The 24,361-nt window shown below is 52.0% G+C and carries 19 protein-coding genes; 8 read left to right on the top strand and 11 right to left on the bottom strand.

Annotated features, from left to right (window positions below; all coding sequences use genetic code 11):
- Positions 1-218: 218 nt before the first annotated feature.
- Entirely contained in the window at positions 219-1,727 is a 1,509-nt protein-coding gene (locus tag MKY86_RS06655) for an FAD-dependent oxidoreductase (RefSeq protein ID WP_076079699.1), read from the top strand.
- Here the strand turns inward: MKY86_RS06655 and MKY86_RS06650 are convergent.
- From MKY86_RS06650 to MKY86_RS06630, 5 genes are all read right to left on the bottom strand, one after another.
- Positions 1,714-2,544, bottom strand: a complete 831-nt coding sequence (locus MKY86_RS06650) for an AraC family transcriptional regulator (RefSeq protein ID WP_076079700.1) — start codon at positions 2,542-2,544, stop codon at positions 1,714-1,716. The genes MKY86_RS06655 and MKY86_RS06650 overlap by 14 nt on opposite strands.
- A complete protein-coding gene (locus MKY86_RS06645; RefSeq protein ID WP_076079701.1) occupies positions 2,541-4,172 on the bottom strand; it encodes a response regulator in 1,632 nt (543 codons plus the stop codon). Before MKY86_RS06645 ends, MKY86_RS06650 begins: the two co-directional genes overlap by 4 nt.
- A complete protein-coding gene (locus tag MKY86_RS06640) occupies positions 4,159-5,925 on the bottom strand; it encodes a cache domain-containing sensor histidine kinase (protein WP_340826660.1) in 1,767 nt (588 codons plus the stop codon). The genes MKY86_RS06645 and MKY86_RS06640 overlap by 14 nt, the downstream gene beginning before the upstream one ends.
- Before the next feature lie 259 nt (positions 5,926-6,184).
- Positions 6,185-7,792, bottom strand: a complete 1,608-nt coding sequence (locus tag MKY86_RS06635) for a GAF domain-containing hybrid sensor histidine kinase/response regulator (protein WP_076079703.1) — start codon at positions 7,790-7,792, stop codon at positions 6,185-6,187.
- 149 nt (positions 7,793-7,941) lie between these two features.
- Positions 7,942-9,345, bottom strand: a complete 1,404-nt coding sequence (locus tag MKY86_RS06630; RefSeq protein WP_076079704.1) for a helix-turn-helix domain-containing protein — start codon at positions 9,343-9,345, stop codon at positions 7,942-7,944.
- A 278-nt stretch (positions 9,346-9,623) separates the two neighbouring features.
- Between MKY86_RS06630 and MKY86_RS06625 the strand changes: the two genes are divergently transcribed.
- The 5 genes from MKY86_RS06625 to MKY86_RS06605 all read left to right on the top strand — a co-directional run bounded on the left by MKY86_RS06625 (position 9,624) and on the right by MKY86_RS06605 (position 15,974).
- Positions 9,624-10,151 carry a hypothetical protein gene (locus MKY86_RS06625; protein WP_076079705.1) on the top strand — a complete coding sequence of 176 codons (528 nt, stop codon included), beginning with the start codon at positions 9,624-9,626 and terminating at the stop codon, positions 10,149-10,151.
- 222 nt (positions 10,152-10,373) lie between these two features.
- Positions 10,374-12,971: a beta-L-arabinofuranosidase domain-containing protein gene (locus tag MKY86_RS06620; protein WP_076079706.1), complete on the top strand. Its 2,598-nt coding sequence runs from the start codon at positions 10,374-10,376 to the stop codon at positions 12,969-12,971.
- A gap of 133 nt (positions 12,972-13,104) precedes the next feature.
- A complete protein-coding gene (locus MKY86_RS06615; RefSeq protein ID WP_076079707.1) occupies positions 13,105-13,959 on the top strand; it encodes an AraC family transcriptional regulator in 855 nt (284 codons plus the stop codon).
- A gap of 157 nt (positions 13,960-14,116) precedes the next feature.
- Complete coding sequence (locus tag MKY86_RS06610) at positions 14,117-14,713, top strand: sigma-70 family RNA polymerase sigma factor (RefSeq protein WP_076079708.1); 597 nt, start codon at positions 14,117-14,119, stop codon at positions 14,711-14,713.
- Complete coding sequence (locus MKY86_RS06605; RefSeq protein ID WP_076079709.1) at positions 14,652-15,974, top strand: DUF4179 domain-containing protein; 1,323 nt, start codon at positions 14,652-14,654, stop codon at positions 15,972-15,974. Before MKY86_RS06610 ends, MKY86_RS06605 begins: the two co-directional genes overlap by 62 nt.
- Positions 15,975-16,109: 135 nt before the next feature.
- Here MKY86_RS06605 and MKY86_RS06600 read toward each other — a convergent pair whose 3' ends face one another.
- The 6 genes from MKY86_RS06600 to MKY86_RS06575 form a co-directional block, all read right to left on the bottom strand.
- A complete protein-coding gene (locus MKY86_RS06600; RefSeq protein WP_076079710.1) occupies positions 16,110-17,039 on the bottom strand; it encodes a hypothetical protein in 930 nt (309 codons plus the stop codon).
- Complete coding sequence (locus tag MKY86_RS06595; RefSeq protein WP_340826659.1) at positions 16,996-17,694, bottom strand: RNA polymerase sigma factor; 699 nt, start codon at positions 17,692-17,694, stop codon at positions 16,996-16,998. Before MKY86_RS06595 ends, MKY86_RS06600 begins: the two co-directional genes overlap by 44 nt.
- A 203-nt stretch (positions 17,695-17,897) precedes the next feature.
- Positions 17,898-18,866, bottom strand: coding sequence for a glycoside hydrolase family 43 protein (locus MKY86_RS06590; protein ID WP_076079711.1), 969 nt, complete (start codon positions 18,864-18,866; stop codon positions 17,898-17,900).
- Between the two features lie 73 nt (positions 18,867-18,939).
- Positions 18,940-19,776 (bottom strand): carbohydrate ABC transporter permease, encoded by an 837-nt coding sequence (locus MKY86_RS06585; protein WP_076155496.1) that lies wholly within the window; start codon positions 19,774-19,776, stop codon positions 18,940-18,942.
- 24 nt (positions 19,777-19,800) lie between these two features.
- Entirely contained in the window at positions 19,801-20,691 is an 891-nt protein-coding gene (locus MKY86_RS06580; protein WP_036725691.1) for a carbohydrate ABC transporter permease, read from the bottom strand.
- 193 nt (positions 20,692-20,884) lie between these two features.
- Positions 20,885-22,282, bottom strand: a complete 1,398-nt coding sequence (locus MKY86_RS06575) for an ABC transporter substrate-binding protein (protein WP_036725692.1) — start codon at positions 22,280-22,282, stop codon at positions 20,885-20,887.
- A 461-nt stretch (positions 22,283-22,743) separates the two neighbouring features.
- Between MKY86_RS06575 and MKY86_RS06570 the strand changes: the two genes are divergently transcribed.
- Both MKY86_RS06570 and MKY86_RS06565 read left to right on the top strand, forming a co-directional pair.
- The gene (locus MKY86_RS06570) at positions 22,744-23,703 is read left to right on the top strand and encodes an ArsR/SmtB family transcription factor (protein WP_076079712.1); all 960 of its coding nucleotides are present in this window, start codon (positions 22,744-22,746) and stop codon (positions 23,701-23,703) included.
- Between the two features lie 118 nt (positions 23,704-23,821).
- Complete coding sequence (locus MKY86_RS06565) at positions 23,822-23,980, top strand: hypothetical protein (RefSeq protein WP_036725695.1); 159 nt, start codon at positions 23,822-23,824, stop codon at positions 23,978-23,980.
- The last annotated feature ends 381 nt before the right edge of the window (positions 23,981-24,361 follow it).

The following is a 24,361-nucleotide window of genomic DNA, read 5'->3' as shown; positions in this document are numbered from 1 at the left end:
TTTACCTCCTGAAGCAGGGGCATATTCCGTTTTTCAGCAAACAACTTATCATAGGCCATCCGCGAATTCAAAAGACTTTTCCCCTGAAAACGGACTTTCGGACAAAACAGTAAGATCCGTCAACTGAAAAAGGAAGATCCATCATTCACGCGGGTCCTGGCAACGGCTTATAATCATTTTTGCAGGCAAAATCGTTACCACGAAGGAGGGTACGCCGGATGAAACAATATGATCTTGTCATATACGGCGGAATGGCTGCAGGCATTACAGCGGCTGTCCAGGCATCTATTATGGGCAAAAGTGCGGTAGTCATCGAGCCGAGCCGGAGAATTGGGGGCATGACCACCGGAGGGCTGGGTGATACGGATGTAGGAATGAAAGAGGCAGTCGGCGGCCTGTCTCTGGAATTCTATCAGCGGATCGCGCGGAAATATGCGCAGGACGGGGCTTGCTGGCTGTTCGAGCCTAAGGTTGCGCTTGAGGTGCTGGAGGACTGGGTGGCGGAGCATCATCTTGAAGTCGTCTGCGGGGAAAGGCTTGAGCTTAAGAATGGGGTGGCCCGGCAAGGCTCAAGAATCACTTCCATTACCATGGAATCCGGGAAGGTCTATCACGGCAAAATGTTCATTGACACCTCTTACGAGGGAGACCTGATGGGCCATTCCGGTGTGTCTTATGTGGTCGGCCGGGAGCCGAACGCACAGTACGGGGAGACATTAAACGGCATTCAGCCCGGCCCTGAACTGAACGAGCTCCCTCCGGGAATTGACCCCTATGTCATTAAAGGAATGCCTTCGAGCGGACTACTCCCGCGTGTAAATGCGGACCGTGGCGGCGATGCCGGCGAGGGAGACCGTAAGCTGCAAGCCTATAACTTCCGCATGTGTCTGACAGACAATCCGGGCAATCGCCTGATGATCAGCAAGCCTGAGGGCTATAACGAAGCCGATTATGAGATTCTGTTCCGGGCCATCGAGCAGGGACAGCGCTCACGCTTCTTCAAGCTGAACCGGGTCACTGCGGACAAGACCGATTCCAATAACAACAGCGGTATTTCAACAGATTACAACGGGATGAACCACTGCTATCCAGAGGCGGATTATGCGGCGCGGGAACAGATATGGGAGGCCCACCGCATCTACCAGCAGGGATATGTCTGGACGATCCAGAACCATCCGCGGGTGCCGGAGGAGATCAGGGAAGCCTATAAGCCGTGGGGCCTGCCGCTCGATGAATTTACGGACAGCGGCCACTGGCCGTCCCAGCTGTACATCCGGGAATCGCGCAGAATGACCGGAGATTACGTGGTGACGGAGCATGATGTAAGGCGGGAGCACCCGGTGCCGGATTCCGCCGGAATGGGCTCCTTCGCCATGGACTCGCACCATACCCAATACTATGTGAACGAAGACGGGCATGTCAGCACGGAGGGCGGATTCTATATCCGGTTGGCCAAGCCTTATCCGATCAGCTACCGGGCAATGGTGCCGAAGCGGAGCGAATGCACCAATCTGGTCGTACCGGTCTGCCTGTCGGCCACTCATGCGGCCTACGGCTCCATCCGGATGGAGCCGGTCTTTATGATTTTGGGTCAATCGGCGGCAGCCGCTGCTGTACTGGCGCTTGAGGCGGACGGCATGGTTCAGGATGTGGAGTATGGACAGCTGCAAGCGGTACTGCTTGAGTCCAATCAGGTTCTGTACACCACCGGACTCACCCGGGATTGAACCGGAAGCCGAAGCTGCGCCGGTACTCTCCCGGGGGAGCGCCATACCGTTCCCGGAACATCCGGCAGAAATGGGCGTAGCTCTGGAAGCCCGCATTGTCGGCAACCTGCTCCAGTGACAGTGTGCTGTAGAGCACCTGCTGCTCGGCAGACCTCAGCCTGACATCAATGCAGTAGGCAAACGGCGATTGGCCAAAAGCGGCTTTGAACAGGGAGGAAGCACGGGAAATACTTAACCCGGCGGAGGCGGAGATCTGCTCCAGGCTGAGCGGTTCATGGGCATGATTGTCAATGAACTGCTTCAGCCTGTAGGCGGTCTCCGCCCCTTTGGTGCGCCGCCTGGCCTGAATCACCTGCTCCAGCGTCAGGCAGAACGTTCTAAGCAGGTAATCCAGCAGCTCCTCCTGATGCTGCATTACTTTCCTCTTCTCGCCGGCAATATGCTTCCATAAGGTAATGACCGTATCGTCGAAGCCGATATTCGTCCGGGCCGGCAGCCTGCGGTCCTGCCACCAGGAGTCCAGCCACTCCCCTTTGCCGATCAGGAAATAATCCGAGGCGGGCTGAACTCCACCAGAGCCTGGAGCGCTGCGGGGCTGTACAATCAGCTCATACGGCTGATCCGGAGCATAGATCAGCAGATCCCCGGGGATGATCGTCTCGTATTTTCCGTCTACCAGAGCACGGCAGGTCCCTTCCATCTGCAGTCTGAAGAGATAGAAGGATAAGCCGTCCTGATACTGAACGGAGTGAGGCTGCGTGTGTGTAAAATAATTAGCATAAAGGATGCTGCACCGGTGCAGATCGGACGCTGTCAATGGTAGGGCTCCTCCTGGCGGTCCGGGTGGTACCCCGCCCTGAACTCCGACGGTGTTTGGCCGGTGATCTTCTTGAACATCTCGCTGAAGTATCTGCGCTCCTCATACCCCACAGCGGAGGCCACCTCCTGCACCTGTGCCCCTTCCACCAGCAGCAGCTTGGCCCGGTGAATACGCTCTGCGGTGATATACTGGGTAACGGTCACTCCGTTCACCTTCTTGAACAGGCTGGAGAAGTAGCTGGTGCTGAGATGAACATGCGCCGCGCATTCACCGACACTGATATCCTCGGACAAGCGGCCCTTAATATACTCTACCGCTTCATAGATCACCTTCTGCCCTTCGGACAGGCTGCTCCTGCGCACCAGGGCGGCCCCCTCTGTACACAGTTCCAGCAGCAGCCGCTGGAGAGTCGCAAGCGGCAGCCCCGCTGTTCCCTGCACCGCCCGGAACCGCTGGATCAGCGGCTGAATCTCCCCGTACGGAACCAGCTCATAGAAGGTGCGGATCGCTGATGCGGCCAGCTCCTCATACAGAACGAGCAGATAATCGGGATTATGCCCGGAGCTCAGACTCTGCAGCGTTTCTGAAATGGCTGACAGAATTGCGCCTGTCCGGCTGACATTGCCGGAGCGCAGTGCCAGCAGCAGCTCGTCCTTGTACTCCAGTGCCAGCGGCTCCTGGCTTCCGTTCTGGTGAACATCATCATACATAATGGCCGCGTTGCCTCCGGTGAACAGATGGTGGGCCAGCGCCCGGTGCGCCTGGCGGTAGGAATCCGGCAGCTCGCTGGTCTCCTCCACCCGGCCTCCTACCCCGGCAGATACCGTGAACTTGGTATACTTTTCAATGTTCTTGCAGCAGCGCTCGGCAATCTCCACTGCACTGGCCGGACCACAGTCATTCATCACCGCAAGATAGCGGTTATGCTTGGCCCGGAACACCACGCAGCGCGTATGCCCGGCAATGGTCTCCTGGGTGATATTCAGCAGGGAGAAGCGGATCAGCTCCACCTCGTGGATAGACAGCTCTGCTGCCCGCTCCTGAAAGTGATCAATCTCCAGCAGCATCACCACGAACCCCTTGGGGTTCAGATCGATGTCTAAGAATTCCCAGCGCGGCTTCGCCTGCTCCCACGCCGTTCTGTGGCTGACCAGCAGGGCAAAATATTCCTGCCGCAGCACCGGCAGACTCTCCCGCAGCTTGCTCTCCATCTCCCGGAGCGTATCCAGCCTGGAACGCTGCTCCATAATCTCCGCCTTTGCCCGCAGCACCGCCTTCATGATCTCCTCTTCCGTGAACGGCTTGACCACGAAGTCAAACGCGCCAAGCTGTACAGCCTGCTGCGCATATTCAAAGTCGGCATATCCGCTGACCAGAATGATTTTACAGTCCCGGTGCTGCTCCAGTACGGCACGCAGCATGGCCAGCCCGTCCATCCTTGGCATACGGATATCCGTAATGACCAGATCCGGGCGCAGCTCCGCGATCAGGTCCAGCCCATCCTCCCCATTGGCCGCGGTCCCTGCCACCCGGATGCCGTGCTCCGCCCAGTTCATGCAGGTCAGGCCTTCCACCACGCTTTTAATATCATCAATGATACAGAGGGTTACGCTATGATCGTCCATCCTGATGCTCCTCCCGTTTGGGTAAAGATATAATAACCGCCGTCCCCCGGCCCGGCCCGCTGTCCACCCGTAATGCTGCACTGTCCCCATAGTAGAGCTGCAGCCTGCGGATCAGATTGGATACGGCATAGCCCTTCTCCGATTCCCGCCGGAACAATGCACGGACCGCCTCCTCGTCCATACCAGCTCCATTGTCGCTGACCTTGATACACCAGCGTGCTCCCTCATCGAAGACTTCGATGTCAATCTGCCCCCCGCTCTCCCGGTGGCGGAAGCCATGCAGAATACTATTCTCCACCAGCGGCTGCAGCAGAATGCGCGGAATCGGGAGGGTAACCAGCGCTTCATCCTCGACATAAATCTCATAACGGAACAGCCCTTCATAGCAGCTGCATTGCAGTTCCAGATACATGCGGACATGCTCCAGTTCCTTAGACAGCGTAGTGATCTCCTGCCCCTTGTTCAGCCCGAGCTGGAACAGCCGGGACAGCGACATGACCATGCTCTGCGACTGCTTCACCTGCTTCAGATTGAGCTTCCAGTAGATCGTATTCAGCGTATTGTACAGGAAATGAGGGTCCATCTGCGCCGACAAGGCCTTGATCTCTGCCGAGCGCTTATTGGTCTGCGCCTGTGTGACCTCTCCGATCAGCACTACGATCTGCTCCAGCATCTGGTTGAACCGCATCCCGACCTGGGCCAGCTCGTCTCCGCCCCCGCTCTCGAATCTTGCCGTCAGATCATTGCTCTCCACCCGCTTCATCACCTTCATCAGACCTTGCAGCGGACGCAGCAGATAACGGGTAAAAGCTCCGGATACCATCATTGTAACAGTGAAGGCAAAGAGGGCTACCACCACGAGCAGCCATTTCACATAGATCATATCCTTCAGCACACCAGACTTGGACTGGATCGTGGTCATCGTCCAATCGGCAATGCCCAGATGGGCATAGTTCAGCAGATACGATTCGCCGCCCAGCTTGAAGGTATTGCTGAGATCCCGGCTGCTGCTGATCATTCCGGTCAGATCACTGCCCTCCACCGCCTGCAGAACGAGCGGGTCCTTCACAGAATAGACGGGGCTGCCTGCCGCGTTCAGCAGGAAGCTGCGCGCCCCTCCGCCGGTATCCCCGCTCACCAGCTTGCGGAAGCCGTCTTCACGGATGTTGACGATAATATAGACCCCGCGGACCGCTGTATCAAATATAGGTTCCAGAATCAGTGAAATCACCCGTTCCTTCCCGGAGAAGAGCATGTCCTCATGGCCTTCAACCCATGTATTCTTCTTCTCCTGTTCGATCCGCTCATATAGTAAGGTATCCTTGAACTCCGTCAGACGGTTCCGGTTCATTGAGGAAGGGTAGAACTCCCCGATCGGCGTGGACACATAGATCGAATGGATCAGCGGCTCCGCAATCCGCGCTTGTGAGAAAACGTTATCAAGATCATTCAGGTGAGTATAATACCGGCCCGTGTCCCCGGTGACGACATCCCTCATCATATCGTGAAAGGGCTGGCTGATCATGAAGGTCATCATAATCAGCATCAGCTTGTTCAGCTTCTCGTCGATGATCTGCGCTGATTTGACAACATTATCCTGGGTAAGCTTCAGCGCATTCTTCTCCAGAGTCGCCGCCGAGATGGAATACGACAATCCCCCGGTCATCAGTACGGAGAGGAGGATCACGGCTAAGAATGCAGTTTTTAATTTGCTGCGGAATGATTGCTTCCGGAAATAGTTCAAGTCGTTCACGCCTTCCTGTGTGCAGATGCCCTGCTCTTCGATTATGTCACCTGAACGTTCGGTCCGACAATACGCAGCGCACGAAATAGTGAATTCACCGTATGCGGAGCATGGATCTACCGTATGTATAGGGCAACCCGCCGCCTCCCTCTCCGCCTGCACCAAATAGCCTGTTTGAATTCCGGCAGGCACCGGCTTCAAACAGGCTATATTAAGTATGGCTATGAATATCTCACTGGTTGCAGAACACCAGGAGGAGTATGCGCCATCAGGACTCCGGCTTACTGTGCTTCAGCAAAGCCAATATGTTATTGAGCAGATGCACCTTACGGATGGGCTTGATAATGATGGAGGAAAACTGCGCTTTGGTCTCCTCGTCCAGATTCGTCCCCAGGGGAGCAAGCAGAATAACGGGCAGCTTCCTGCCCGGAACAAGCTGACGCATGTGCTTGGCAAGCTCTGTGGCTTCTGTCCCCGCAATATCCTTATCCATAAGGATTAGATCATAATGGTTATTGGCCGCCAGAAGCTCCAGGGCCTCTCCGGCAGTCCGGGCAGATGACACTGCCACGCTCCAGTCCTCAAGTACCGAAGAGATGACATCCAGACTGGTCTGATTATCATCCACAACCAGAATCTTAATTGCGTCAAGCACATCCTTCTCGAAGGGAATCGAGGGCAGGCTTGTATATTTCTCAAGATACAGCGTGACCTCCAGCTTCGTCCCTGTCCCTTCCTGGCTTTCCGCAGAGATCTCTCCCCCCATCAGCTCCACCAGCTGTTTACAGATGGCCAGCCCCAGTCCGGTACCTCCGTAATGATGCAGCTCGCTGCTCTGGTGAACCTGGGTATATTTGTTGAACAGCAGCTTCAGCTTGTCCTGCGCTATACCTATACCAGAATCCGTAACCGTGATCCTAATCCCTATTTCTTCACGGAGAACAGGCAAGGATTTCAGCTCAATCAGAATTTCCCCGGCGTGGGTGAACTTCAGGGCGTTGCTTACGATATTCATGATGATCTGGCGTATCTTGGGGGCATCCCCCAGAACATACAGGGGAATCTCCGAATCCACATTCAGAATAACCTCCAGGTTTTTCTCAAAAGCCTTGGTGGAGAACAGATAGACGCTCTCTTCCAGTGCGGTGATAATATCGAACGGTTCCTTTTCAATGAGCAGCTTGCCCGCTTCCATCTTGCTGAAATCCAGAACATCGTTCAGGAATTGCAGCAGCTTGGCATTGCTTGATTCAATGATCTCCATGTAATACTGCTGCTGCTCGTTCATCTCAGTCGTCATCATCAGATCGGTCATGCCGATAATGCCGTTCATCGGGGTGCGGATTTCATGGCTGAGCATAGCGAACAGATCCATTTTCGTTTGTCTCCGCTGTTCCAAATCTTCAAGCTTCCGTTCCAAGTTCATAATATAGGTGAAAAAATAAGCCATAGCGCTTAAGAGGTCCAGGTCTCCCTTCGTATGCCGCCCGGCAGCAGGGTCCAGCAGGCAGATCGTTCCCAGAGATTCGCCATCCTCAGTGAGCAGAGGAACGCCAATGAATGAATGTACTCCCTGTGTGTGTATGAAGTCAAGTGCAGGGGACGCGGGCTGTTTATGCGTATCAGAGACCAGTAACGGTCCATTGTCATTCAGAAGGATCAGACTGCCAATAGCATCAAACAACACAGATCCCTGTATATCCGGCCCCAACAGCTGTTCCCGGTTGAACACCCGCAGCAGGGGATCTGAGCTTACACCATGCACCGAAATCAGAATCGTGTTTGACTTGAAAAGTTGGCTTAACAGCTCTATCATCCGGTCTGCGGCATCCTCTATATTGCGAATCGCCGAACTGCCGGTATCGTTCATCTCCATCGTCGTTCCAGAACCCCATTTCCAAAACCTAAATATGTTACCATAAACTTGACTGGTCCTTATCATAACAGAAAAAACACAGCAACAACCTGCAAAATTCACAAAAATAGGCTGAGGAAGGAATTGGATGGGATGAAAAAGATACTTTGTTACTCCTGCAGGGATTCTGTGGTCCTCTTCGCTCCGGTGTGGGCCAGCTGGACTTTATTGATCAGACGCTTATACCGATCCTGGTCTTCCGCTGAAGCGTGCGGCCGGAATTGCTCGAATAATCTTACACAGCGGATCACACAGGCTATGCTGCCAAGTGCGGCGGAAGCCTCCAGGCTCCCGAAGATATAACGTATCCCCTGCTCTATCTTCTCTGCTTTGAGAGAGTACAGCGCCAGCTCATAGAGCAGTACCGGATATTGCTCAGGCGTCTCCCTGCCCGGAGTTCCTTCGGCTTGCCCGGAGGCCGTTCCCTCCGGCGTAAGCAGCGGCTGGAAGCGGCTGATAAGCTCATCTACCTTCCAGCCATACCGGTTAGCCGCTTGAACTGCCTTAAGCAGCCCGTCCAGCAGTCCAAGCCCGGGGGTGCCGATAGATTCCATCACCTCGGGAAGAGCCTCCAGCTCACCGCACATCAGGCGGTATAGAGACTTGTAGACTGTTCCCAGCCTGCTGAACTGCGCCCGGATCTGCTGAACCTCTTCCGATTCCTCGACAATCCAGCTCATTTCAGTGTAAAGGCCCACATATTCCAGCGCCCGCTCATATTCACCGGATTCCTCGCATACCTTGGATTGCAGCCAGTAAGCATACAGTATATAGAAGCAAAGAGGTCTGGGCGCCTGCCTCAGCTCCTTCTTCTTTTTCGTTTTGTAGAATCTGATTTCGTACTGGATAGATGTCTTATGACGGAGCTCCTCTGCCAGTAGTCTGGCCTTCTCCCAGTGCTGTAGAGCAATATAGATATCCGCCAGCTTCCGAAGCGCTTCCAACTGGTCTATTTCCTCCAGGCGCTCTACAAAATATTCAAACCGGGTCGCCGCACGGAAATCCGCCTCCGGGCTCTGTCCGATCCGGATCATGAACAGCCGGTACTGACACAGGGCCAGCCGCTCCGAATGCTGATATTTCTCAGTGTCGGCTACCCCTTCATACAGCAGAGCCGCTGCCTGAAGCTTGCCTTGCCCGTAGAATTCCTCCGCTGTATCGAACAGGAGCGGGGCATATGTAATATTGTCCATGATGATTTGAACCACCTGCCGGATACACTCCAGCTTGTCCAGCTCCGCACAGCGGTGCAGGAAGGGTCCCAGCCGCCGCCAGTCGGGTGCGGAATGTACGACACATTCATCTATATATAACTCATAAAATGTTCCTTCAGGAAGCCCCATTCCGGCGGTAATCCGGTCCAGCTGCTGCATGGCAATAGGACGGTTACCATTAATAATGCTGCTGAGCGTTCCCGAATTGACACCGGAGATTCCTGCGAACTGATTGATTGTCTGGCCTTCTTTTTTAAGAAAAGCAGCCAGTTCTGTTTGAATTGTAGTGTGCTGTTGCAAACCAATACCGCCCCTCAAGAACCAGATATTCTAGTAAAAATCCAGATATTCCTATATCATAAATCCCTTAATTAGGCAGGTCAATCTGGTTTGAACGGTTCAAAAGAGGTTGACAAAGACGGAATATTTGTTATATATACCCAGTTAAAAAATCTTTTGCAACATTTCTGCTGAACCAACGTTTATTAGGGTATAAACAAGTTTGAGAATATTCCGGCAGGGTAAATAAGGAGTGTAGACTCATGCCGCGCAAGATTACGCCAAGGGGGAAATTCATAATGTTAAAAAACAAAAACGTCTACCTGCTTCCTGTACTGGTCCTGTTGTTTCTTTCCCTCGTGACTACGGCGAGCACAACCATAAAAACCGCAGATGCCAAGAGTGAGGGGTTGGCCCAGCATCTGACAGTGTATATACATTCCTTAGAGAACCATAACGGTCAGACGACGCTCACCGGAGATGAAATCGAATGGTATGAAGGCGCAGCAGCCGACGCGGTCTTCGCTCAGCGGGAGCCGGAATCCGCAGCCGAAATCGGCGGTGCCCCGGACGGTTACTATATCGTGAACGACAGCGACACGCTGACTACTTATACGGTAGCCCCGGATGCCAAGGTCACCATGCAGATCTATGACCGCACCGGCAAGCTCGAAGACCTGGACATTAACTGGAACGAATCGCTCACGCTGAAGCAGTTCATTCATGAATTCGCCAAGACGGATGTATTCGATCTAAGCGGTTCGCCTTATCACCTCACGATCAAGGATGGCCAGATTGTATCGATCGTGCAGCAGTACACTCCATAAAGAGCTGCTATCTTAATCCCTTCCATAAAATAACCTCAAGCCACAGCCTGTTGCCCAGCAGCGGTTGTGGCTTTTTTACGTCTAATCTCTCTCCCCAATCTAACCTTTTCACACATATTCAATCCTATCACTATTTACCCCCAAGCCCTTTATCTATAAGCTTAAATATAGGATATTCATCCAGCAGTAACCCTACAGAACCCATAGGAATGAGGATACAAAATGACAATTACACCCCATCAGCCTCTTACAGCCCCGATTCAGGGTAAGCCTTTGTACGAGGAATACCGCATGGACCAGGTCCGTGTGTCCGATCCGTATATCACGAACGCTTTTGCCAAGGAGATTGATTATCTGACCAGCTATGATTCAGACCGTCTGCTGGCGGGCTTCCGCGAGAACCGGGGACTGCCGAAGCGTGCCGACAAATATCCCGGCTGGGAGAACACAGAGATCCGCGGACACACGCTGGGCCACTATCTGTCGGCGCTGTCCCAGGCCTATGCCTGTACGCGGGATGACGCGCTGGCGCTCAGGCTGAACTATCTTCTGGGAGAGCTGGCCCTGTGCCAGCATGAGAGCGGTTACCTGTCCGCGTTCGAGGAACGCCTTTTCGATCATGTAGAGAACAAGCAGCCGGCCTGGGTCCCCTGGTATACGATGCACAAAATCATCGCCGGACTCACAGCGTCCTACTCTGCTACCGGCAGCAAAACGGCCTATGACCTCACGGATACGCTCGGTGACTGGGTGTACCGCCGCACAGCCTCCTGGTCTGAAGAGGTTCATCAGCGTGTATTATCGGTGGAATACGGCGGGATGAATGACTGCCTGTACGACCTGTACAGAATCACCGGAAAAGCAGGCCATTTAAGCGCCGCACATAGCTTTGACGAGCTGACGCTGTTCACTCCTGTCCATGAGGGCAAGGATGTTCTCAAGGGCAAGCACGCCAATACCACGATTCCGAAATTCCTCGGTGCGCTGAACCGTTACCGGACGCTCGGGGAGAGCGAAGCCTTTTATCTGGAAGCGGCGGTGCAGTTCTGGGAGATGGTTGTTCATCATCACAGCTACATCACCGGAGGGAACAGCGAATGGGAGCACTTCGGTGACCCGGATATGCTGGACCGGGAACGCTCCAACTTCACAGCGGAGACCTGCAACACCTACAATATGCTCAAGCTGACCCGCGAGCTGTTCAAACTCACGGGAGATCCCCGTTACGCCGACTTCTACGAGAACACGTATCTGAATGCTATTGTGTCATCACAGCACCCGCATACCGGCATGACGATGTACTTCCAGCCTATGGCGACCGGGTATTTCAAGGTCTACAGCTCGCCGTTTGAGCATTTCTGGTGCTGTACGGGAACCGGCATGGAGAGCTTCACCAAGCTGAATGACAGCCTGTATTTCCATGATGCGGACAGCATAGTGGTCAACCAGTACCTTAGCTCTACCCTGGATTCTGCTGCGCACGGCCTGATGCTGATCCAGTCGGCCAATCTGCCTTATAGCGATATTGTAGAGTTCAAGATCTCAGTGATACAGCCTCAGACTCAGTCCACCACGCTGAAGCTTCGTCTGCCGGATTGGCTGGCAGGAGAACCTGAGCTTCTATTGAACGGGCAGCCTGTGAACTCAGCGGTCAGCGGAGGTTACCTCTTGACGGACAGAGTATGGGAAGACGGCGACACGCTTCAGCTCAAGCTTCCGATGAAGCTGAAGCACTTCAGCCTGCCGGATGCCCGCCAGGTGGTCGCGTTCAAGTATGGGCCGGTGGTGCTGAGCGCCGCTCTGGGCCAGAGTGACCTGTCCGTGTCTGCTACAGGAGTGGCTGTAAGTGTCCCGACCCGCAACATGCTGCTGAAGGACTTCATCACAACGGTGAACGAGAGCCCGCAGGAGTGGCTGGAGCAGCTTGCGGACCGCGTAGTCCGGCTGGAGCAGGAAGAACTGGCCTTTGCGCTGCGGGGAACGGATGAGGATCAGCGGCTGGTCTTCACCCCGCATTATAAGCAGCATAGTGAGCGTTACGGCATCTACTGGCGTCTGGTGGAGGCGGATTCGGCTGAGCTGCAGAAGCATATTTTACAAGGGAAAATCCGGCAGCGTGTGCAGGACGCTACACTGGACAGCCTGCCTGTCGGCAATGACCAGTATGAGCTGGAGCATGGCATTGAGGGAGAGAACACCTCTGTAGCCACCTGGGACGGATATAACATCCGCAAAGCGGAGAACGGCGGCTGGTTCAGCTACCGGATGAAGGTGGCACCGCGCACGGACAACTACCTCTCGGTCACTTATTTCTCAGGAAATAATGGTAAGAAAATAGCGATTTATGTAGATGGGGAGCTGATTGCGAGCGAGGTCCTGCATACGGATGAAGCCCGCAGCTTCTACGAGCGGAGTTATCTGATTCCTGCTGAAGCAGTTGGCGGCAAGACTGAGGTGGAGGTCAAGTTCGTGGTTCCAGAGAAGGAGAATGGCATCTTCGACCTGCTGCGCATGATGACCGGGTATGATCACAATGCCGGACTGCGCCAGCTTGCCTTCAGTGAAGGAACGCTGTCTACCTCCTTCAGCAGCGGCATAACCACGTATAGCCTGAGTGTTCCGCTAGCGGCACGCCTGGTACAACTGAACGTTACACCTCACCATCACAATGCACTGGTCTATGCAGACGGGATTCTGATTGAGGATTCACTCCCGCGCGAGATCAAGCTGCCACATAGCCGCACTGAGGTGAAGCTCACGGTCAAGGCGGAGGATCATGTCACCGTGCAGGAATATAAGCTTCAGATTGTGAAAGAATAGCTTCTAGCAGTATAGCCTACACTGTCTCACCTCGGGGTTATCTTGGATGCAGCTTCTGCTGTATTCAAGATAGCCCTTATTTGATATTGTTGTAATAGGATAAGACTATTTCCACACCGAGGGGGATGATAACATGACTGCATTCACACTGCTGGTAGATAAGCCGGTACATCTGGAGATGACCGGCAAATTCGTGGCCCCCTCGGCGGAGTGGATTCACTTAAGCCGGATTTTACAGGATTATGAGCTGATAGTTATGACCGAAGGCGTGCTCTACCTGGCGGGTGACAACCAGCAGTTCGTCGTCTCCAAAGGCGAGTTCCTGCTCCTGCCTCCGCTTACCAGACAATACGGGTACAAGTCTTCAGACTGTAGCTTTTATTGGCTGCATTTTCATGCTGCGAACGGTAGTCAGACTGCGGGCCCCCCTCCGTCAAACGGCGACAAGGAAGAATATGTAATTCACCTGCCTCAATACGGAACCCTGCGGAATGTCGAGAAAATCATCGTCATGATGAAGCAGCTCCAGGACTCGGTGCGGAGCTACAATCAGACGGTGCTGGGCAACTATATGTCTACCGTTATTCTGTGCGAGCTGTACAGCCAGACCCTGCCAACCGATGCCGATCCGTTCAAAAGAACGAAGCAGGAGCAGCTCTACAACGATATTGTGGATTACATTAAATGGAGCCGCAGCGAGCATATTAAGGTATCGCAGATCGCCGCCTATTTCGGCTATAACGAGAAGTATCTCTCCCATCTGTTCACCGTCATCTCCGGGATCTCCCTGAAGCAATATATTCTGCAGCAGAAGATGGAGCTGGCGAAATTCCTGCTGACCGACACCAACCAGAACGTCAGCGAAGTGTCATTGCAGCTAGGCTATAAGGATTGCCATAATTTCATGAAATCGTTCAAAAAAATTGTCGGCCTTACTCCCACCGAGTTCCGTAACGCTTATGCCAAGCGCCTGCTGTTCTACGAATGAGCGTGAGAGCATCCGCCAGCTCCTGCCTCTTCTTCGCTCCCTCCACAGCCCTTCCAGAGACTAGGAATTTCTCTGGAATAGGCTGTGGATATTTTTTTGAGAGCATAATGAACTTTCCGGGCGGCTACGCACTCTTATCTGTGAAAGGGGTGAGCACATGAATATAAGCCGTCTTGTCAGAGCCGCACAGCGCGGTAACAAAGAAGCATTATTAGAACTGATCCTAGCCGAACAGGACGCTTATTATCGTCTTGCCTATAGCTACATGAGGAATGAGCATGACGCGATGGATGTAATGGAGGATATGATCGTCACGCTCTATGAGAAGCTGGCGCAACTGAAGAAGAGCGAGGCCTTCTATAGCTGGAGCAAAACCATTCTGGTCAACCGCTGCAAAACGGTCCTCCGCAACCAGAACCGGTTCGTTCCCCTGGAGGAGGACGAGGCGCCGGAGCCTGCAATGGAGGCATGGACTGCAACTAACCCGTACCGCGATACCGAGTCTGAAATGGATCTGTCCGTCCTGCTCGCACATTTGAATCCCCGGCAGCGGGAAGCGATTGAGCTGCGTTATGTCCACGATCTGCCGTATCAGACCATTGCCGATATCACCGATGCGCCGGTCGGCACGATCAAGTCCAGAATTTCGCAGGGAATACAGAAACTAAAAGCTATGATTGGAGGTGACCGTTATGAGAACGATCGAGGAGAGATTACAGGAGCATCAGCAGATCAAGGCGCCGTCAGAACTTGAAGGCAGATTGCGGAAGGCGCTGGAGCAGGCTCCGGTTAGACGGAAATCACGGGCTGGACGGGCACGGTCCTGGGTCGCCACAGCCGCAGCAGCCATGTTACTGACAGTGGGCATCTATCAGTATCCTGCGCTGGCCTATTACGGCGGGAAGCTGTTCAGTCAGACTGAGCTGAATACCATGGCCTTTTCTGAATTGGCGGATCACGGATACGGTCAAAGCGTCAATAAAAGCAAAACGTTAGGTGACGGAACGGTGATTACCATTAACGGGGTAATTGCAGACGACAACGCCTTGACGATGTATTACAGTATTGATCCGTCTTCAGGCAGTATATATACCGGCGACTTCCCTGACGGCAACTATTCACTCCGTTACGGAGTAGATAAACTGGAAGGGTTCATGACGGATTCAGATCCCCTGGGGGGGAGCGGCGGCGGCAGTAAGGACAGTAGCCGCTTCGAGGGAGTATACAAATTCGAGCCGGCCAGCCCCTTCTCCAGAACATTGACCGTTACCTTCAGCGAGCTGCTGGAGAACGGGAAAGTGGCACACTATCCTATCTCCTTCAAATATGACCCGAACCTTGCCATGAAAAGTCTGCTCGTCGCAGATATTGACCAGGCTGTACCGGTGGATCAGGGAACCGTCTACTATGACACGATTACGGCTTCTCCTACGTCAACCATCGTAAAGGGACATTATAAGATGGATAATGGCGAAAATCCAAGATTCTCTGCTGTAACCAAACTGTATGTGAATGGGACGGAAATGAATTACCGGTCGATGCGGGGGACGAATTCCAGCAAAAAGGGAACCCCGGAATTTATAATTGAATACGATGTGCTGCCAACAGACAAGCTGCAAAGTGTTGAACTTGTACTGGATAATTTCAGCGGATATCAGAAGGTCGGGCAGCCGATCCCGCTGGCCTCACCCTCAGACCACTCCGTTACAGTCGGCGAGGAGAAACTCTGGATTCGCAGCGTCTCCCGGACTGCTGACGGCTATGATATTGTGGTCGCCGGGAAGCAGTTCACTATGCTGGATAAGGATACTTTGGCTGTTCAAGCCGGAGGAGCCGCAGTTCCCGTCAGTTCGATATCCGATTCCCGCCCGTGGGATCTCAAGAACGGCAATATCCTGTGGGAACGCACATATTCCTTCCAGACCACAAAAAAGCCGGAATTCATGATGATGGATGGCTTCCACTATATTAAGTTCTATAGACAGACTGTTCCGGTTCCTCTAGGGGACAAATAAAACAGTTCATGCAGGAGTGTAATCAGCCGCTGCTGGCAGCGGCTGATTAGAGCCCAATAAAGCCTTTAGCCCCACGCTGCAAGTGGGACTAAAGGCTTCAAGTTTTTATAGGCTTTATATCTGCTGATCAGATGCTTACTGCAAATAAGCTTTGGCGATCTCAAGCAATTCCTCCTTGGTAACCCCCTTTGTAGCCTCAATATAATAAACGATGTGGAAATCACTGCTGGGAAGATTGTGAATGAAACGAATCCCGTGGCTGCCGCTTGTATATAAGGAATACAGCATTTCAACACCATCGACTGTTATAGTCTCTGCTGACGGCTCCTCAGAATGGTGTATCGTTAGCTTCTCATTCATTTTCATCGGCTGAACAAGAATTGTTTGTCCCTCCCCTTTATACGTAACGATCATACTCCAGCCCTCTTTAGACACATCAAGCATTCTCATAGCATATCCATCCTTGGAATCCCGGGCTTCTTGCGCTAATTGTTCTGTCAATTCAGCTTCTTTCTGGTCGGTGAGCGGATCAGGATTATAGGTCAAAACACCTGTAACAAAATCATATTTATTCTGCAGGCTATCATAAATAAGTGCGCCGGACTGCTTCAGCTCATCGCGAAGTGTAGCTGCATCCGAGAACCCGGATGCTGCTCCTCTCCTGATGTAAAGCTCTCCCTCAGTATTCTCTCCTGCCATATAGATTGCTGCTGCCTGGCCCGGCTGCAGCAAGTCTTGTCCCAGACGGTGTGCTTTTAAGCTGCGCAGCTGCTCTTCCTTCGTATAATCTGGAAAATTTGAATCCTCGAATTTCTTTTCCTCATAGATTACATCCCCTTTGTTGTTCGTGAGTGTAATCAGCTGTGTAGCCGCAAAGGCTGATGAAGCTAATAACAGTGATGCCAGAACGATAAGAGTACTCAGCTTATATTTAGAATAGAAGGTAACCCGTTTATTCATTTTCTCATCCTCCAATATACTCATCACAGCTTTCGTTACATCAGCCTCAGGAACTTTGACGTTATGAAATATGGTTCTGAGGTCTTGATTGTTGTCGTGATCCATCCGATATCCCTCCTGTAAGATGAGCATAATACTTTCTGAATTTAGCGGCCGTGCGTTCAAATTTCTTACGGAGGCTGCTGCTATTTTGCTGCATAATTTCTCCGATTTCCTTATAGCCCTTATCTTCCACACAACGCAGAATCAGCAGGCTTCGTTCCTCCGGTGTTAATTTGGACATCGCCCGCAGAACATGCTCATTGTAATAGTTATCCTCAATGGCTTGATCTACATGCTGATTCTGTTCATCGCTGCGATACAGGAATGGAAGATATCTACTTAACCTTCGCTTACGAATGATGTCGATACAGCAGTTAGAGGCTATTGTATACAACCAGGCTTCAAAAGGCTTCTCCAGATTGTATTGGCTTAACTTCCGGAATGTCTTAATAAATACCTCCTGCGTACAATCCTCCGCTTCTGTATAATGACCTAACATATGGTAACAATACGAAAAAATACGCCTCTGATACCGATGCATGATCTGTTCAAACCGAGCAGTATTCCCTTTGAGGATATCCGGGATGATCTGCTGCAGATCAGTTTCATCCATTTTCCCACCCCTTTCCTGAAGTCCCTCTGAACTCTTTATATTCTGTACTACGGATGAGCCCTGCCCTGATGTGACATCCCGGCTAATAAAGTTGAATCCGCGCAAGGTCAACTTCTCCAGGCTGAACCTATGTAAAAATAGAGGTAGCCAAGGACATCATCATAATGTCCTTGGCTACCTCTATTATAGTATATTTCTATGGAGTCAACCGCTTAAGCAGCGCCGCAATAGCCGCGATCCTGATGCATTGAATGCTTCGGCATCAGAATGCTGCTTGTTATGTATAGCTGCTGGATCTCCGCTTATTATCAGAACTTGTTCAGGCTATCCTTCACCGGCACGCCGAAGTCCGGCATACCGTCCACGTTCCACCGCAGGCGCTTGGCCCGGGTGTGGCGGTTGTGGTCGTAGAGCGGGTCTCCGGTGATCTCCTTATAACTTCGGGCATGGTAGATCAGCACATCCTCACCGTTCTCGTCCACTGTGAAGCTGTTATGACCCGGACCGTATTGCCCGTTCTCCTCACTGGTCTGGAAGACTGGCTCCGGATGCTTGATCCAGGATGCTGCGTCCAGCAGATCGCTGTCCACATCAGCGGTAAGCAGTCCCAGGCAATAGTTGTGATCGGTGGCGCTGGCCGAGAAGCTTATGAAGATCCGGCCGCCCCGCTTCAGCACCGCAGGGCCTTCATTCACTTTGAAGCCGATGACCTCCCAAGGATACTCCGGTGTTGAGATCATCGTCTGCGGACCCTTGAGCGTCCAGCCGTTCTCCATGGCTGAGATATACAGGTTGGAGTTCCCATCGATCTCAGGGTCCTTTTGCGCCCATACATAGTAATACACGCCCTTATGCTCGAACGTTGTAGCGTCCAGGGCGAAGGATTCCCAGGCGGTCTTCACCTGCCCCTTCTCAGTCCACTCCCCTTCCAGCGGGTTCGCTGAAGTATTCTCCAGGGCGTACATCCGGTGGTCAAACAGCCCTTCCTTCGTCTCCGTGGTCCGGGCCGCCGCGAAATATATATACCATTTGCCATCAATATAATGGATTTCGGGTGCCCAGATATTGGCGCTGAGCGGGCCGCTCTCATATTTGCGCCAGACAACTACCGGCTGTGCTTCCCGAAGTCCCTCAATCGTTAACGCTCTGCGTACCTCAATCCGGTCGTACTCCGGCACGGAAGCGGTGAAATAGTAATAGCCGTCGGTATGCTTGTATACCCAGGGATCTGCACGCTGTTCGACAAGCGGGTTAGTGTACTCTCTATTTGTATTCATTATGGTTTCTCCTTTGGTCTTGAACTGGTGGCTGGCGGTGCTCAGCCGGTAATTCGGTATTCCGGAGGAAGGGTCAGCCCTTCACTCCGGAGATAGCAACAGATTCAATAATTTGCTTTTGGAAAACAAGGAAGATAATCAGCATCGGCAGCAGGGCAATAATCGAAGCCGCCATAATCAGCGGATAGTCCGTCTGGATCGCATAGGTCGCATTGAAGTTGGCGATAACCAGCTGGAGGGTCTGCTTCTCCGGTGAATTCAGATAGATAATCGGAGACAGGTAGTCGTTCCAGATGCCCATGAACCACAGGATCAGCTGCGCTGCCACCGCCGGCTTGATCAGCGGGAAGGTAATCGAGCTGTACAGGCGGAAGTACGAGCTTCCGTCGATTTTGGCCGCTTCGATAATGGCATTCGGCACACTGCTCAGATACTGCCGCAGGAAGAAGATCATGACGATATTGCCGAACAAGCCCGGCACGATCAGCGGCAGCAGCGTATCAATCCAGCCCAGCTTCGAGAACATGAAGAACTGCGGAATCATGACTGCCGGATACGGAATCATCAGGGATGACAGCATCAGCAGGAATATTTTATTTTTACCCGGAAACCGCAATTTAGCAAACGAAAACGCCGCAAGACTGGAGGTGAACGTACCCACGATCGTTACCGTGACGGCGATAATCAAGCTGTTCTTGATCCCGCTCAGCAGCGGACCCGCTTCCCAGATCTCACTATATTTATCGAAATGGAACGGCCGCGGAATCCACACCGGAGGCAGGGCGAACACATCCTGCTTATCCTTGAATGAGGTGGACAGCATCCAGAGCAGCGGGCCGATCATGAACACCGCGCCGATTAAAAGTAGAACAAAGATAATGCTATGCGTAACTCTTCTTCTGCTCGTCATATTTATGGTCTCCTCCCTCTTCAGTTAATCGACATCGAACGATTGCTTCTCGTTCATTCGGAATTGGATAAGAGTCACAACAAATATGAACACGCCGAGGAATACTGCCATAGCAGAGGCATAGCCCATCTGGAAGTTGCCGAAGGCTTTTTGCCAAATGTAGAACACCACGGAGGCTGAAGCATATTCAGGCCCGCCTGTAGGGGTCATAATGTTCATCTCGGTAAAAATTTGCGATCCTCCAATAATGTTGGTCACGATGATGAAAAAGGTTACCGGGCGCACCATCGGCCAGGTGATATGCCAGAAGGACTTGAAGCCGCTGGCTCCGTCCAGCTCCGCCGCTTCATAATAAGATCTGGAGACACTCTGCAGCGCCGCCAGATAGAGCAGCATCGTATACCCGAGGCCTTTCCATACCGCCATAATGATCAGCGCCGGCTTGACCGTATATTTATTCGCCATCCAGTTCGGCCCGCTGATTCCGAAGAGATCAAGGAACTGGTTGACGAGACCATAATCACCGTTATAGGCCCAGTTCCACATGATCGATACTGCGGCCAGAGAAGAAATGACCGGAACATAATAGATGACCCGGAACGCTGTAGTCCCCGGCACCCCCCGGTTAAGCCCAAGCGCCAGCAGCAGCGCCAGCGTAATGCCGATCGGAATGCCAAGCATCATAAACAAAGTATTGAATAAGGCCTTATGGAACAGCTCATCCGACCACAGATCCTTGAAGTTGCCGAGGCCGATGAAGTTCATCTGGCCGAGCCCATCCCAATCCGTGAATGAGCCATAGATCGAATAGATCATCGGATACAGCGTAAAAATCAGCAGTCCCAGCAGCGGAGGCAGGATAAACAGAAATCCGTAGATTTTCTCCTTGCGGTACAGACCCAGCTTAGTGTTCATTAGAATCACCTCAAATTCGGATAGTCTATAACTTTCCCCACAAAGTGATGCATCAGCTCCGATGAGTATTCAGATACTTTGCGGGGTCCCCAAAATATATACAAGTTCATCTCAGAATAAAGTGATGCCGGCCCGCTGTTACAGGAGACCGGACATCACTTTGTATGCTGGATAAGAACGATGTGTGTACCGCTTATTTCTTGGATTTCGCCTCTTGCTCAACCGCTTTATCCAGCAGCTTCTGCATCTTCGGCTGTTCCGTCTTCACATACTCCTCAGGGGTAACCTTGCCGTCAAGCACTGGCTGGATGTCCGTGTAGAACAGGTTATACCATTCAGCATTGTACGTGTAGTGGCCAGGCAGCACCCGTCCGTATTCATTCACGACCTGGAGGAATTCTTCCTTGTTCGCCGGTTTGGTCGTAGTATCAGCAGCCCATTCCTTAGCCATATCCATCAGGTTCGGAATTTGCACCTTAGCCTTCACCAGCGCTTCCATTCCCTCCTTGGAGGCCGTCAGATAGTTGATCAGATCCACGGCTTCATCGGGATGCTTGGTTTTGGCGGAAGCACCGATGCCGAGTGAGCCGGTCCATGTGGCGGATTTGCCTGTGGAGCCGGCAGGATATGGAATCAGGTCATAATCGAAGGGAAGCTTCTCGTAAGTGCTCATATCCCACGGACCTACAGGGAAGAAGGCCATTTCACCTTTCATCCAGCGCTGGTAGGTATCCAGAGTCTGTGCTTGTTCTGTGGACGGCGTAATGCCGTATTTAAGCTGCATGTCAGTGAAAAATTGCAGGGCTTCGATAAACTTCGGATCATCAATCGTAACCTTGGTCTTGGTAGCATCCAGCCAGTCCGCCCCGTTGCTCCAGACGAAGGAAGGCAAGGCCCACTGTACGTTGAAGCCTGCACCGAATTGATCCAGCTTGCCGTCCCCGTCCTTGTCAATCGTCAGCTGCTGGGCGACTTTGATGAATTCATCCCAGGTGTACGGTTTGTCTTTGTCCGGCAGCGGGATACCCGCAGCTTCGAACATGGTCTTGTTATAGCCGAGTGCAAAAGGGCCTACGTCCTTGGGCATCCCGTACAGATTGCCTTGCCCTGCCATGGTGCCGTCGTAACGGTACAGATCCACGCCATATTTCCAGATATTATTCAAATCAATGTTAGGGTTCTTCTCCACATAGCTGGTCAGGTCCAGCAGCACACCGCTGTTCACATACGCCTTCAGGTCACCGGATTCAAAATAGAAAACGTCCGGAACGCTGTTTCCCGTAATAGAGGCTTTCAGCTTAGTCGCATATTGATCCGCCGCAGTCACAACGATCTTAACCTTGACGTTTGGATGATCGGCTTCATATTTTTTCACTACACCCTCATAGGCCTTCTGCTCATCGGTTCCCCCGCGGAACATAAAGGTAAGATTCTTGGTTTCCTTGGAATCCTTGCTCCCGGCATTCGCCGTCGCTTCGCTTCCGCTATTGCCCCCGGACGATGCATTGTTCTTCCCGCCGCAGCCTGTAAGCACAACCGATACCATCAGAACCAACGACAGCAGTGTGAACCAGCCCTTTTTCTTTAACACTGTAACCCCTCCTAGGATTTGCTGAGCAATTCGATTGATACAATCTATATAGAAGAACTAGGGAACCTCACCGGCTCTGTTAGTTCAAGCTACCGCATGACGCATTATGTTTCACTCTTTAATTAAATAATTGAAATACAATTGAATGTATTCGCTTACAGGTATAAAATAGCATATATAAAGTGGAGTGTAAATATAAAAGTATAAATCTTTTTAAATACATTCAAACTAAACGTTGTTTATTGTCTTTTTACTGAAAAAAATCATTTAATATTGACTTAACCGCGCATTAAGCATTCATAATTATATAAAACAAACAGCCTTCAACTTTTACTTTTAGCTTAAATTTAATCGTTTTCTACAAATAAAGGCAGAATACTTTCCTTTTAGGGTGGGTTAGTTTATAATTTTATAAAATAGTTTCGATTCTCATGACCTCAGTGGAAGAAGGTATTCTAAATATGATTTATATTAAAGATCTGATGAGCGGGATTGATATCTTCAAGGCGCTCAGCTCGGAAATCCGCATCCAGATTCTTGAGCTGCTGGCGACCAATCAGGCCCTGAATCTCAACGAAATTGCCAAGAAGCTGAATCTCAGCAACGGGGCCATTACCATGCATATCAAGAAGCTGGAGGAGAGCGGCTTAATTGAGATTAATACGGCCGTAGGCAAGCACGGAATTCAGAAGGTCTGCTACCTGAATAAAGATAAGCTGATGGTGGATCTGCGCAGCAAGGATGTCGATAATCTGTACGAGGTCGAGATTCAGGTGGGCCATTACAGTAATTATCAGGCTGTTCCGACCTGCGGTCTGGCCACCAAGGACAGCATTATCGGGGACTTCGACGAGCCGCGTTACTTCGCCGATCCCCAGCGGATCGATTCCGAGATTATCTGGATGGCCGAAGGCTTCCTGGAGTACCGCATCCCTAACTATCTCAAAGCCAACCAGACCTTCCGGGAAATCCAGTTCTCCATGGAGATCGGCTCCGAGGCTCCCGGGTTCAGCGACAATTATCCCTCGGATCTGTATTTCTATGTGAACGGCATCGAGATCGGCTTCTGGACCAGCCCCGGTGACTTCGGCGATGCGCGCGGCACCTTCAACCCGGACTGGTGGCCTCCCCACCTCAACCAGTACGGCATGCTGAAGCTGATCCGCATCAATCAGGAGGGCAGCTTCATTGACGGCTGCCGTATCTCGGACATCACCTTGGACGACATTAAGCTGGATTACAAGAGCGAGTTGACCTTCCGCATTGCCGTCACCGACAAGCCGGTCAACAAGCGCGGCTTGACCATTTACGGCAAGCACTTCGGCAATTACAGCCAGGATCTGCTGGCGCGTGTGCTCTATAATGTGCATGAGGTCGAAGATCCGGCCGGCCGGATAACCACAGCGGGAGTGGCAGATTGACCGTTTATAACAGCCAGCCGCTTCCCTGCCGCCGCTGGCATAAACTCGAAGTATAATTGTCCGGGCCTTAACCCACACTAACGAATGTCTTTCAAACTACCGTGAGGGAGTGTTTCGAATGCGTGAAGGGATGATACCCGCCGTACTGGGGACCGTAGTTACTGCTTCGAGTGCAGCTTTTCTGGGAAGCAGATATAAGATCGCAGCAACCGGCATTCTTGGATTTGGTCTGGCGCATATTGTACTCGGCACCATCGATTTGTTCGAACACCGGTAAGCCTGCTTGAAAGATGACCGGGCCGTATCCTTCGGATAGGGTCCGGTTTGCTATGTCATGTAAGCCAAAGCGGCTACTCACCTCGCGCCTACCCATTTGTATGCTGTTTTTCACATATATTTGGCCCATCTGGCTCTGCAGCGCCGATTGTGTTAGATTTTTGGCATACATTTGGTCCATATCAAGATCAAAGAAGGCCCTTACCCAATTTCGGGTAAGGACCTCCATACTACCTCAACCATATATGAAGCTCTAAAGAATTTAACGAGAAGCAAAAAGGAACGGAGGGGAAATTTGGAACTGTAGGAGCGGTAGCGTCCGCCTTTGTCTGCGGATTTCTACCGCGAGCAGCGGTATATAATCAAGAAATCTGCAGACAAC

The sequence above is a fragment of the Paenibacillus sp. FSL R7-0333 genome, assembly GCF_038000365.1.
Classification (GTDB): domain Bacteria; phylum Bacillota; class Bacilli; order Paenibacillales; family Paenibacillaceae; genus Paenibacillus_AQ; species Paenibacillus_AQ silagei.
The sequence above is the reverse complement of the archived record's forward strand: the minus strand, read 5'-3'. Positions and strand labels throughout refer to the sequence as shown.